At 65.3% G+C, this 11839-nt stretch carries 17 protein-coding genes; 11 read left to right on the top strand and 6 right to left on the bottom strand.

Annotation, left to right across the window (positions count from 1 at the left end; all coding sequences use genetic code 11):
- Window positions 1-87 precede the first annotated feature (87 nt).
- Window positions 88-531 (bottom strand): DUF488 family protein, N3 subclade, encoded by a 444-nt coding sequence (locus DV709_RS02735; protein WP_117591529.1) that lies wholly within the window; start codon window positions 529-531, stop codon window positions 88-90.
- A gap of 128 nt (window positions 532-659) precedes the next feature.
- Window positions 660-1517 (bottom strand): cytochrome c oxidase subunit 3, encoded by an 858-nt coding sequence (locus tag DV709_RS02730; RefSeq protein ID WP_117591528.1) that lies wholly within the window; start codon window positions 1515-1517, stop codon window positions 660-662.
- Between the two features lie 134 nt (window positions 1518-1651).
- Between DV709_RS02730 and DV709_RS02725 the strand changes: the two genes are divergently transcribed.
- Complete coding sequence (locus DV709_RS02725; RefSeq protein ID WP_198665635.1) at window positions 1652-3157, top strand: hypothetical protein; 1506 nt, start codon at window positions 1652-1654, stop codon at window positions 3155-3157.
- Window positions 3154-3525, top strand: coding sequence for a C2H2-type zinc finger protein (locus DV709_RS18165; protein WP_117591526.1), 372 nt, complete (start codon window positions 3154-3156; stop codon window positions 3523-3525). Before DV709_RS02725 ends, DV709_RS18165 begins: the two co-directional genes overlap by 4 nt.
- 115 nt (window positions 3526-3640) lie before the next feature.
- Here DV709_RS18165 and DV709_RS02715 read toward each other — a convergent pair whose 3' ends face one another.
- On the bottom strand, window positions 3641-3847 hold the full coding sequence (locus DV709_RS02715; RefSeq protein ID WP_117591524.1) for a hypothetical protein: 207 nt from the start codon (window positions 3845-3847) through the stop codon (window positions 3641-3643).
- A gap of 109 nt (window positions 3848-3956) precedes the next feature.
- On the opposite strand from DV709_RS02715, the gene DV709_RS02710 reads away from it, so the two are divergent.
- Both DV709_RS02710 and DV709_RS02705 read left to right on the top strand, forming a co-directional pair.
- The gene (locus DV709_RS02710; protein WP_117591523.1) at window positions 3957-4175 is read left to right on the top strand and encodes a DUF1918 domain-containing protein; all 219 of its coding nucleotides are present in this window, start codon (window positions 3957-3959) and stop codon (window positions 4173-4175) included.
- A gap of 31 nt (window positions 4176-4206) precedes the next feature.
- Window positions 4207-4638 (top strand): RNA-binding protein, encoded by a 432-nt coding sequence (locus tag DV709_RS02705; protein ID WP_117591521.1) that lies wholly within the window; start codon window positions 4207-4209, stop codon window positions 4636-4638.
- A 214-nt stretch (window positions 4639-4852) separates the two neighbouring features.
- On the opposite strand, the gene DV709_RS02700 is transcribed toward DV709_RS02705, so the two are convergent.
- Window positions 4853-5278, bottom strand: a complete 426-nt coding sequence (locus tag DV709_RS02700) for an EamA family transporter (RefSeq protein WP_117591519.1) — start codon at window positions 5276-5278, stop codon at window positions 4853-4855.
- A gap of 85 nt (window positions 5279-5363) precedes the next feature.
- On the opposite strand from DV709_RS02700, the gene DV709_RS02695 reads away from it, so the two are divergent.
- A complete protein-coding gene (locus DV709_RS02695) occupies window positions 5364-5558 on the top strand; it encodes a DUF7501 family protein (RefSeq protein ID WP_117591517.1) in 195 nt (64 codons plus the stop codon).
- A gap of 50 nt (window positions 5559-5608) precedes the next feature.
- Here the strand turns inward: DV709_RS02695 and DV709_RS02690 are convergent, their stop codons facing one another.
- Window positions 5609-6112, bottom strand: coding sequence for a hypothetical protein (locus DV709_RS02690; RefSeq protein ID WP_157972628.1), 504 nt, complete (start codon window positions 6110-6112; stop codon window positions 5609-5611).
- Between the two features lie 450 nt (window positions 6113-6562).
- On the opposite strand from DV709_RS02690, the gene DV709_RS02685 reads away from it, so the two are divergent.
- From DV709_RS02685 to DV709_RS02660, 6 genes are all read left to right on the top strand, one after another.
- On the top strand, window positions 6563-7057 hold the full coding sequence (locus DV709_RS02685) for an Lrp/AsnC family transcriptional regulator (protein WP_117591513.1): 495 nt from the start codon (window positions 6563-6565) through the stop codon (window positions 7055-7057).
- Window positions 7054-8193 carry a pyridoxal phosphate-dependent aminotransferase gene (locus DV709_RS02680; protein ID WP_117591511.1) on the top strand — a complete coding sequence of 380 codons (1140 nt, stop codon included), beginning with the start codon at window positions 7054-7056 and terminating at the stop codon, window positions 8191-8193. Before DV709_RS02685 ends, DV709_RS02680 begins: the two co-directional genes overlap by 4 nt.
- 245 nt (window positions 8194-8438) lie before the next feature.
- Window positions 8439-8813 (top strand): MarR family winged helix-turn-helix transcriptional regulator, encoded by a 375-nt coding sequence (locus DV709_RS02675; protein ID WP_157972627.1) that lies wholly within the window; start codon window positions 8439-8441, stop codon window positions 8811-8813.
- Between the two features lie 101 nt (window positions 8814-8914).
- The gene (locus DV709_RS02670; protein ID WP_117594040.1) at window positions 8915-9841 is read left to right on the top strand and encodes a VOC family protein; all 927 of its coding nucleotides are present in this window, start codon (window positions 8915-8917) and stop codon (window positions 9839-9841) included.
- Entirely contained in the window at window positions 9732-10226 is a 495-nt protein-coding gene (locus tag DV709_RS02665; RefSeq protein WP_198665634.1) for a nuclear transport factor 2 family protein, read from the top strand. The genes DV709_RS02670 and DV709_RS02665 overlap by 110 nt, the downstream gene beginning before the upstream one ends.
- Before the next feature lie 324 nt (window positions 10227-10550).
- The gene (locus tag DV709_RS02660; protein WP_198665633.1) at window positions 10551-11408 is read left to right on the top strand and encodes an MBL fold metallo-hydrolase; all 858 of its coding nucleotides are present in this window, start codon (window positions 10551-10553) and stop codon (window positions 11406-11408) included.
- A gap of 194 nt (window positions 11409-11602) precedes the next feature.
- On the opposite strand, the gene DV709_RS02655 is transcribed toward DV709_RS02660, so the two are convergent.
- Window positions 11603-11797 carry a hypothetical protein gene (locus DV709_RS02655; RefSeq protein WP_117591505.1) on the bottom strand — a complete coding sequence of 65 codons (195 nt, stop codon included), beginning with the start codon at window positions 11795-11797 and terminating at the stop codon, window positions 11603-11605.
- Between the last annotated feature and the right edge of the window lie 42 nt (window positions 11798-11839).

The following is an 11839-nucleotide window of genomic DNA, read 5'->3' as shown; positions in this document are numbered from 1 at the left end:
CGGCGCGTCGCACTGCCGCTCTGGTCGGAGCTAGTAACGCTGTCCGGAACTATCTGCTCTGACCGAAGCTAGTCGTTCCGCCCGGAACTACTGTCGGAGGCGGTCGGCGAGCACGTCCCGAAGAACCGTCCGATGACACCGCTTCTTCTCGGTGTTCTCGTAGCAGACGAGCGCCGCGTCGTCGCCCGCGCGGAGTTCGGCCGCGAGCGACTCCAGCGCCGCCCGCGGCTCGTCGGCGTCGAGATACTCCCGATAGCGCTCCCCGAACCCGATGTTCTCCCACGCGGCGTTGTGCGCGCCCTCGTCGCAGAGACCGGCCATCTTCAGGTCGTCGCGCTCCCGCGAGAACTCGTCTAAGAGCGTCTCCGGCGGCGCGAGCGACGGGCGGTTTTCGTCGACGGCGGCGTGAAACCACCGCGTCGGCCGGCGGACGACGCCCAGCAGACGCACGCCCTCGGGGAGTTCGACCAATCCGTGCTGGAGCGCGGCGACGTACGTGTCGTACAGCTCTCCCGTCTCCTCGCTGCTCATAGGTCACCTCCTCGCTCGTCCGTGAGAACTGTTTCGGCGAACGGCGCGCGCCGGACGGCTCGCGTCGCGCCCGCGGCCGGCGCTCGAAGATGGGATGCGAAAAACGTGTGTCGTGTGCCCGTCCGGCGTTACGCGCCGCCGACGACGGCGCCGGCGTACAGCACGACGACGAGGAAGATCCAGACGATGTCGACGAAGTGCCAGTACATCGAGGCGGTGCTGACCGAGACGTGACGGTCGGCGGAGTACTGCCCGGCGAGCGCGCGGACGAGGACGATGCCGAGGAGCACCGCGCCGAGGCTCACGTGCAGGCCGTGGAGGCCGGTGAGTCCGAAGAACGCGCTGGCGAAGATGCCGCTGGTGAGCGTGAAGCCCTCGTTGACGATGAACTCGTAGTACTCGAGCACCTGTCCGGCGATGAAGACGACACCGAGCACGAGCGTCACGACCAGACCGAGAATGAACTGGCGGCGGTTCTCGCGGCGGATGGCGACGTGCGCCCAGTGGAGCGTGAAACTCGACGCGATGAGCAGCGCCGTGTTCGCCAGCACGAGCGAACCGAGCAGGTGCGGTAGCTCCTGCGGCGGCCACGTCCCGGCGCGGATGAAGAAGTAGTACGTGAACACCGCGCCGAACGTCGCGAGTTCGGAGCCGAGGAACGCGACCATCCCCCACTTGAGCGCCATCGACCCGTTCGCGTGCGTGTCGCGCGACCAGAAGTGGCTCACGAAGGCGTGGTACACCCAGCCGTAGATGCCGACGAGGAACAGGCCGACGCTGCCGACGAAGACGGCCGGTCCGGCGATGGCCGGCAGCAGGTCGGGGTTGCCCGCCGCGATGATGTACAGCGCCGCGCCGACGTACAGCCCCGCGCCGCCGACGGCGGTGACGAACGGCCACCACGACGCCTCGCCGAACCCTCGCGGCCAGTCCTCGACGGCCGGGAGGTGGTGCCCGTGGTCCTCGTGTGATTCTTGCGTACTCATGCCCGTGAGTTGCCGTCGGTCCACTAAAAAACCTCCCTACTTGCGGCGCGGAGTAATCGCCTGCAGTTGGTTCGACCGTCGACGGGTGGCGCGAAGTCGCAACTTACTCGTGGCGACTCGCCCTACTCTCGGCGATGGCTCCACGCCCCCGCTCGGCCGGCCGTCGAAGCCGCGACGACTCCGCCCCCTGCGACGGCGACGCCGGGACGACCGACCGCAACCGCCGGTCGGCGTCTCGACTCGTCGGTTCGCTCGCTGCCGCTCTCGTCGCCGCCGCGTTCGCGCTCTCGGCGTTCGTCGGCGTCGCCGCCGCTCACGCCGGGGCGGTCCGCAGCGCCGCCCCGGGGACGCTCGAGATTCCGACGTGGCTCTTCCTGCTCACCGGCGGCGGGGCCGTCGGCGCGTCGTTTCTCCTCGCCAGTTTCGTCACCGACCGACGCTTCATCCGCTCGATTCACGACTGGGGCGGGACGCTCTCGTCGCCCGGTCGACTCCTCCGCGCGGCGGGGAGACTCGTCGGCGTGGGCGTCCTCGCCCTCACGGTGTACGTCGGCTTCGTCGGCCCGGATACGCAGCTCAGAAACCTCGCGATTCTCGTCGTCTGGGTCGGCTGGTGGGGCGGCTACGTCGCCTCCGTCTACCTCGTCGGCAACACGTGGCCGACGCTGAACCCGTTCCGCGTGCTCGCCGAACTCCTCCCGTCGCTGAACCGCGAGTACCCCGAGCGCTACGGCGCGTGGCCCGCCGTCGCCGGGCTGTTGGCGCTCATCTTCGTCGAGGTCGTCGCGCCCATCGGCGACGAACCGCGGGCGCTCGCGGCGGTCATCGTTGCCTACGCCGGCGTCTCGGTGCTCGGCAGCGTCGTCTTCGGTCCCGACCGATGGTTCGGGACGGTCGACCCCATCTCGCGGGCGTTCGAGTTCTACGGCCGCGCCGCGCCGCTCGACCGCACCGACGACGGCGTTCGATTCCGCCTGCCGGGGGCGGGCCTCTCGGAGGCGGGGCTGGTCGTCGGCCGCGACCAGGTGGCGTTCGTCGTCGCCGTCGTCTACGTCACCACCTACGACGGCTTCGTCGGGACGAACCTCTGGGCGTGGTTCGTCATCGAACTCGTCGGCCTCGGGACGCCGCCGCTTCTCGGCTACCTGCTCGTCTACCTGCTCGGGTTTCTGCTCTTCCTCCGGGTGTACTGGTGGTCGGCGCGACTCGCCCGCCGTTACGCCGAGACGTACCACAGCACCGAGTTCCTCGCCGAGCGGTTCGCGCCGTCGCTGCTCGCCATCGCGGCGGGCTACCACCTCGCGCACAACCTCGGCGTGATGCTGTCGCTGTCGCCCACGCTCCTCGACGTCGGCGGTTCGACGCTCGTCGACCTGGCGACGCTCTCGACGCTCGCGCCGCCGCAGAACCCGCTCACGCTGGCGTCGCTGCCGTCGTGGTTCGGCGGCCTCGAACTGTTCTTCGTCCTCTTGGGCCACCTCGTCGCCGTCTGGGTCGCCCACGCGGTGGCGTACGAACTGTTTCCCGACCGTCTGCAGGCCATCCACAGCCAGTACGGCGTCACCGTCGTGATGGTGCTGTACACGATAGTCAGCCTCTGGATCGTGAGCGAACCACCCGCGACGCCACCCTACATATGACCGACTCGAACTCGACGCCGCGACCCGACCGAACCGAAGACCGCGAAGACCGCGACGACAGCGGCGCGCCGAACACCGAGCCGTCGAGTAGTAGCGACGTCCCCCACGCAGCGGGCCGACGGCGCGTCGACGACGGCGAAGCCGCTTTCCGCTGTCGCCACTGCGGCGACCCGTTCGTCGAGGAGCGGCATCTCGCACTCCACCGCGGACTGAACCACGCCGACGCGCTCTCCGCGGCCGAAGTCGAAGCGTACCGGGACGCCTACGCCGCCGAGGAAGCCGACCTCAAGCGATTCCGCCTCATCTCGCTCGGTGCACTGGTCGTCCTCTACTTCGGGTTCCTGTTCGTCTACGCGGTCGTCACCTGAGTTTCGAATACGAGGACGTCCACCGGGACCGTGCGCTGCGTACCGACCGCGGTCGAACGAGGCCGGAGCGCGGCTGCCCGACCGCGGGGTGCGTCCGACGCCGGTCGCCCGTTCGCTATCGTTCGCCGGAGCCACCGCCGTGTATCACCGGAAACGAGGCGTCGCACGCCGAACACGTCGCCGTCGTCGTCTCCAGGTCCGTGCGTTCTTCGCCGTCTCCGACCCCCTCGCCGGGTTCGGCCGTCACGAACCGACGACCGGCGGGAAGCGAGACGTACACCGACGCGCCGCAGGCGGGGCAACTGACGCTGACGAGAGACACGTCTTCGGAGGGGTCGCGGCCGGTGAAACGCCTGCCGGTCCGCGCGGCGGCGCTCGACCGACGGGCGTCGAACCATCGTCCTTTTACGCCATCGACGGGAACGGAGGGTATGAGCTTCGAAAAAGACGACCGCGTGGTGTTCCACGACAAACACAGCGAGTTCGACGGCGACGTCGGTACCGTCACGCAGGTGATGGAGACGATGTTCGGCGAGGCGACGTACACGGTGAGCTTCGAGGACGGCCAGGAGACGGGCGTCTCCGCCGACTCGTTGGAGGCGACCGAGGAGAGCGACGCCGACACCGACACTGACGCCGACGAGGAGTAGGGCTTTTTTCGGTTCCCCGAGTACCCCGTCCATGGCCAGCGTTCCGTTTCACTACATCGACGTTCGGAGCTTCTGCTACGCGACCGAGGACGAAAAGCGAGTCGAGGAGGCGCTCCGGACGTTCCTCCCCGAAGAGTTCGAAGTCGAGCGCGTCGAGAACAAAGGGTATCACGGCGACCGTATCGTCGTTCTCTCGGCGCGCGTCGAGAACGCCGACGACCTCAGGCACGTCCTCTCACAGCTGAGCGAACTGGACGAACTCGACCGCCTCCTGGCGGAACTGGACGACAGAGTCGACGACAACTGCTCGTTTTTCGTCCGACTCGACAAACAGGCGGCGTTCAGAGGTGAAGTCCGCCTCGGCGAGGGAATCACGCTCCGGGCGAAAGTCGAAGCGTATCCCGCAAAACGCGACGCGGCCATCGAGAACGCGCGGAACGCACTCGAAACCGCGAGGGCGTAGCCGAGACGAGCGCGACGCTCACCCCTCGTCCACACGGCACTTTTCGACGGCGTTGGTCGACTCCGCCGGGACCTCATCGGTCCGCGTTCCCCGACGGCAATTCGAATAGCTATCTGGGTATCTATCCGGCTATCTATACGGATAGCTACACTGAGTCACCGAAGAGAGCGCCCACCGTACCGGTTCTGTCGCGTCCGGAGAGCGAGGGGCCGACTCACTCGACGGTGACGAGGTAGACGGCGACGACCGCGAGAGCGATACCGGCGGCCTTCCGGGCGGTGAACGACTCGTTGAGGAAGACGATTCCGAGTATCGAACTCGTCACGAGGAACATGCCGAAGACGGGGGTGACGACGCTCACCTGTCCCAGGGAGAGCGCCCGGTAGTACGAGAGGATGCCGATGGAGAGACAGAGACCGGCGGCGTAGATGTACGGCGACTTCGGATGGGTGATGTAGTTGACCGCGTTCTCGTTCGTGAACGCGACGAGACCGAGCGTGACGAGAACGAGAATCGTGTTCGACATCAGCGTCGCGACGTTGCTCGGGACCGCGGAATCCCCGGTCGTCGCGAAGTTCATCAGCGGTGCGACGAGCGTGTACGTCACCAGCGCCAGAAGCGCCCACGGGAGATAGTTCATGCTGTAGAAGGGTCGCTAGGGGCGGTATAACGTTTCGATGCGAACCGTCGGAGTATAACTACCCCGGGGCTGTCGTGTCGCTACCGTGTACACTCCGCACATCTCGTATCTGACGCGCGCGTGGGCGGACCCGTCTCGCTGTCCGTTCTGTCTGTCGACGCTCGACGACGGCGTCGACGCCTTCCCGGCACATCTCTCGCAGAGCCCGCACTGTTCGGTCGAGTTCGACGACTGGGAGGAACTGGTCGGCGAACTCGTCGGCGACGGGTGGGTCGCCTGAGCGGTTCGATCGCGTCCGAAAAAGAGAGTCCGACGTTCAGGGTCCGACGCTCAGGCGGGAGCGTTCGTCTCCTCGGTCGGTTCCGACTCGGTCGTCCCGCGGGCGTACGCGTAGACGCCGCCGAGGACGAGACCGTACAGCAGGTGCGTGACCACGCCCATCGGAACCACCAGCGGGACGGGGAGTGGTCCCGCGCCGACCGCGTTCGCCCAGATGGGCAGCGCGAACCAGCCGGCGACGACGGTGAGGACCGCACCGTAGGCGAGTCCGAGGCCGACCGTGCCGAGCGTCGTTCGACCGTAGCGTGACAGCGACGTGCGCGTGATTATCGCCGCGAACGTGAGCGCGAAGACGACGCTGATGACGAGGTGGAGAACCCACCCGCCGACGACGGTCGGTTGCCCGACGAGCGCCCCGATGAGAGGCATCGCGTTCATGACGAACTGCATGACGAGACCCATCGCAATTCCGGCGACGAGTCCCGCCAACGCCGACGCGGTCCAGACCCGAGAGCCTGTCTCGGTCGGCATCCGAGAGGGGTATGCTTGTGCCATCGTGTACCACCTGTCGAGTCAGTAGGTCGCACGGACGGATAGCCTCAGCGCGGTGGTGCAGTCCGGCCGCCAACACCACCTCAATACTGCGGTTTCGCGGCCTCACCGCTCGGTCGAGACTTCACAAGACCGGCGGCGCGAGCGACGGGCGTCCTCCGGCGTGATATGTGGGCCGACTCGAATCACCGTCGAAGGCGGCCTTCTCGGATGATAGCGACCCGAACCGACGCGGCCGCAGGATTTCGGCCTCAACGGTAACGGTCGCGTGCGAACTCTCGCGGAAACGTTCGTCTTAGAACCATGCGCGCGATTCGGCTTAGACACTGTACCCGACCGACTTTCGTTGCTGTCTCACCAGCTGTTGCGAGAGGACACCCAAAGTCCGTATCGCGCTATTCGGTTTATTGCGTCGGGCGTAAACCCTTACATCGATGGCGATAACGAGGCCGTATGGACCAGCGACGGAAGATTCTCGACCTTCTGCTGTCGAACGCTCGGGAGAGCACGACCGACATTGCGCGACAGACCGGTCTCGACGAGGCGACAGTCGAGGAAACGATCACCGAACTCGAAGACGATGGCGTCGTCAGGGGGTATCAGGCGGTGGTCGATTGGCAACAGTTGGCCGACGACGACGAACACGTTCAGGCGGAGGTCGAACTCAACGTCGAACTCGACCGTGAGACGGGCTACGAGGACATCGCTCGCCGTATCGTGAAGTTCCCGCAGGTGTCGTCGTTGCGGCTGTTCTCGGGCGACTACGACTTCGCAATCCTCGTGGAGGGCGAGTCGATGCACGACGTCTCGCAGTTCATCTCCGAGCAGATCGCGCCCATCCCCGAGGTGACGCAGACGGTGACGCACTTCGTGATGGAGACGTACAAGGACCGCGGCATCGTCTTCGGCGACCGAGACGACGACGACCGCCTCTCGATCTCGCCATGAGAATCGCCGACCGCGTCGAACGCGTCCCGCCGTCGGGGATTCGGCGCTTCTTCGAACTCGCCGAGGAGAAGGAGGAGGTCATCTCGCTGGGCGTCGGCGAACCGGACTTCAGCGCGCCGTGGGCCGCCAGAACGGCCGCCATCGACTCGCTCGAACGCGGGCGAACCTCGTACACGGCGAACCGCGGCATGCGAGAACTGCGGACGGAGATAGCCGACCACGTTCGGCGGTACGACCTCGACTACGACCCCGACGAGGAGATTCTCGTGACGACCGGCGCGAGCGAGGCGCTCGACGTGGCGATGCGGGCGTTCGTCGACCCCGGCGACCGCGTGGCCGTCCCTCAACCGTCGTACATCTCGTACGTTCCGGGCGTCGTCTTCGCCGGCGGTGAGCCGCTGGCCGTGCCGACGCGGGTCGAGAACGACTTCGCGCTCACCTACGAGGACCTGACGAACGCGGGGGCGGAGGACGCCGAGCAGTTGATACTCTGCTATCCGAACAATCCGACCGGGGCGACGATGAGTCGCTCCGAACTCGCCGAAGTGGCGGAGTTCGCCGTCGACCACGACCTGATGGTACTCTCGGACGAGATCTACGCCGCGCTCACGTACGAGGGCGAGCACGCCTCCATCGCGACGCTCCCCGGGATGCGCGAGCGAACCGTAGTGTTCAACGGTTTCTCGAAAGCCTACGCGATGACGGGACTGCGGCTCGGTTACGCGATGGGACCGCCGGAGGCGATTCGAGCGATGAACCGCATCCACCAGTACTCGATGCTCTCCGCACCGACGACGGCGCAGTACGCCGCACTGGAAGCGCTCAGGTCGTGCGACCAAGAGGTAGTCGAGATGCGCGACCAGTACGACCGCCGCCGGCGGTTCGTCCTCTCGCGGTTCGACGAGATGGGGCTGGACTGCTTCGAGGCCCGCGGCGCGTTCTACGCGTTCCCGCGCTGCGGCGGCGACGACGAGCGCTTCGCGGAGGAACTACTTCGCCAGGAGGACGTGGCCGTCGTCCCCGGTAGCGTCTTCGGCACCGGCGGTGAGGGTCACCTCCGCGTCTCCTACGCGACCGGTCTCGACGAATTGCGGACGGCGATGGACCGCATCGAGCGGTTCGTCGACGCTCGGTGAGCGACCCATAAACTACACTTTGCGATACCGATTCTGCCCAACCGGGATAGGCCGTACATTTTCGGAAGGCCGACGCAGGATCCGCGGGAGGTGTGTTCGACCGCGAACGGTTTCAGCACTCTCTGAGCGAGACACCGGTCCGTAGATGCGAATCGTGAGCGCACACTCTTCAACTCGTCTCGTTTCGGCACGAACCAAACCGACAGGACAGATACGTGTATATGCACGTGCCGCGTACCACCCGCGTGGACCTCTCCGCCACCAAGAACTGCCACTGTCTCGCCGCACGGAAACGAGCGCGTGAAATCACGCGGCTCTACGAGGAGAAGCTTCGTCCCCACGGCCTACGGGCGACGCAGTTCTCCATCCTCGCTGCGTTGGCACAGACAGAACCGACTCCGTTGGGGGAACTCGCCGACCTCCTCGGACTCGACCGGACGTCGCTCACCCGGAGTGCGAACCGACTCGAAGACGAAGGCTGGATCGACGAGGCAGAGTCAGACGACGACCGGATGCGCAAACTGAAGCTGACCCCGACCGGCCGCGAGAAGATCGAGCGCGCCTACCCTGCCTGGGAGGAGGCCCAAGACGAAGTCGAGGAGCAACTGGAGACGGAGTGAGACCACGAACGGAGACCAACGATGCCACCAATAGACCGTCAAGCCGAGCAGAAAACGCGAACGACCGACCCCGTATCGTCGAGATACCGGGAGGCGTGACCGTGCAGAAGATCACTCCGAACCTCTGGTTCGGCGGCGACGCGGAGGAGGCGGTGAACCGGTATACGAATATCTTCGACGACTCGTCAGTCGGCGCCATCAGTCGGTACGACGAGATGTCAGCGGAGGCTTCGGGCCGACCGGAAGGCAGTATCCTGACCATCGAGTTCGAGCTCGAGGGACAGTCGTTCCTCGCGCTCAACGGTAGCCCTCGATTCGAGTTTACCCCGGCGATCTCGTTCGTCGTCAACTGTCCGACGAGGGAGGAAGTCGACGAGCTCTGGGCAGAGCTGTCGGGGGGTGGCGAACCGCTGATGCCCCTCGATTCGTACCCGTTCAGCGACCGGTACGGCTGGACCGAGGACGCCTACGGCGTCTCGTGGCAGGTGATCCACGCCGACGACGTTCCGGACCGAACGATCGTTCCGTCCCTGATGTTCGTCGGCGAACGGTGCGGCCAGGCGGAGGACGCGATGGCGTTCTACGCGTCGGTGTTCGACGACGCCGGGGTCAACGACGTGGCTCGCTACGGCCCCGACCAGCCGCCGGACGAGGAGGGAACGGTGATGTTCGCCGACTTCACGCTCTGCGACCAACATTTCGCAGCGATGGACAGCGCTCAGGACCACGACTTCGGCTTCACCGAGGCGATCTCGTTCCTCGTCGACTGTTCCGATCAGGACGAAGTCGACTACTACTGGGACGAACTCGCCGCGAACGGCGGGGAAGAGGGCCGGTGTGGCTGGTTGAAAGACAGGTACGGCGTCTCGTGGCAGGTCGTCCCGTCGGTCCTTACCGAACTCCAGAGAGACGAGGATGTTGAGAGGGCGGGGCGGGTCACTGAGGCGATGCTCGGGATGCAGAAACTCGACATCGAGACGCTGGAGGAAGCGTACGCCGGCACGGCCGACGAGGACGTCCGAATATGACGACGGTCACGTCGGGGAGGACTGCGGAAACGCCCCAAAGAAGGCGCTCCTCAAGGAGTTCAACGTCGCGTTCGCCGAAAACGATGTCGAGTGTCTCCTCGATACAGTCACCGACGACGTCGAATGGACCATCGTCAGCGACCGAGAGATCAGCGGACGAGACGACTTCGCCGACGCCGTCGAGGAGATGGTCGACGTCGACACGACGGCGCTGACCATCGACCACGTCATCACGCACGGAGCGACCGCGTCGGTAGACGGGACGGTGAACCTCGCCGACGGCACGGTGTACGCCTTCTGCGACGTTTACGAGTTCAGTAGCCACGCGAAGGATGCGAAGATCCAGACGATGACGTCCTACGTGGTTGAGGTCGACGGTTCGTAACGCCCGAGAGCCTCGAGCAGGAGAACAGAGTCGACTCATTATTTGGACCGTCCGTCGTCGACCGTGACGGCGAAGCGTAGTTCGAGGGAAATCTCTCCATCGGTAGTTGATCTGTTGCAGGGCCAGTTGCTACTCCGGCTCCGAGCGCGACTGCAGTTCCTGTGCCCTCGTCTCACTCCGAAGCCATCTACTCATTCTTCGGGAGGCTAGCGACAAGTGCGTTCTTGCCACGTTCCGTCGGGAGACTCGGCCTAGAGCGCGTACGGGACCGCACGTCGGGTAGAGGCACGAACATACAAAGGCGAAGCTGTGGTACGCTCTTCCATGGAGATCACCCTCGTCGGGACTGGAAGTCCTGTTCCGATTCCGGAACGTGGCGGCACGAGCCTCGTGATCGACGTCGCAGGCGACACGGTGATGGTCGACTGCGGGCCCAAGACGGTCTACGGCCTGATGGACGCCGACGTCGATATGGGAGAGATCGAGACGCTGTTTTTCACTCACCATCACATGGATCACAACGCGTCGTTCTTCCACTTCGCCTTCACGAGCTGGACCGAGGCCGGTCGTGGATCGCTCACGGTGTACGGCCCGGACGGCACCGACCGGCTCGTCGACGCGCTGTACGACGTTTACGCGGAAGACATCGAGTACCGCAAGGATATCTACCCGACGGACGGCATCTCCGGTATCGAAACCGAACTCGTGACGGACGGGTTCAGTCGCCAGATGGACGGCTGGAAGATAGACGCAGTGTCAGTCGAGCACTCGGTCGAGACGTACGCCTACCGGTTCGAGGAGCACGAAACGGGGTCGTCGATCGTCTTCTCCGGTGACACACGGAAAATCCCGTCGCTCGCCGAGTTCGCCGACGGCGCGGACATCCTCGTTCAGGACTGCAACACCGCCCCAGTCGATGAAGACCGCGTCCCGAACGCGGACGAGCAGTTCGTGTGGCCACAGCATGCAGCAGGAGAAGAAGGACTCGACAGGTCTACGTTGACCGCCAATCACTGTGATGCGACAGACGCCGGTGAGATCGCGCAGGACGCCGGCGTGCAGACGCTCGTTCTCACGCACATCATGCCGTACCGCGACCTCGACGCAATGCAACGCGATGCCGAGTCGGTCTTCGACGGCGACGTAGTCGTTGCCGAAGACGGCCTCACGCTCGCACCGTAGGCTGCTGACCCAGCGACAGTCCAGAGCGGTGCAGTAGCCAGGTCCCGGTCCCGCTCGGCGTTGCCGGCTCTGGGATCGGACCGGATTTCAGTTCACACGGGCGTCGGGTCGTTGAAGTTCGACGAAACTGTGGAGGTGACGAGACCGTCGAGGCAGCCCGCATCTGCATCGGTGTCGACTTCCCGAATTCGAGGTCACTGCCAGAGTCGCATACCGATCACGACGGTGAGCACAAGCGCCGCGAGAGAAAACACGACGGCGAGAGTACTATCGCCGCCGAACTGGAGCGTCCCCACGGCGACGAGAAACGCGACGAAGAATCCGAGCGAGATGAGTCTCCGAAGTTTGTACTCACGGATCGCTTTCTGTACGCGTGCAGAGTCCTGCATGGGGCGAATCGAGACGCCGCCAGAATAACTGTTTTCGAAGCG

The sequence above is a fragment of the Haloprofundus halophilus genome, from assembly GCF_003439925.1.
GTDB lineage: Archaea > Halobacteriota > Halobacteria > Halobacteriales > Haloferacaceae > Haloprofundus > Haloprofundus halophilus.
This window is presented reverse-complemented; position numbering and strand designations above follow the sequence as displayed.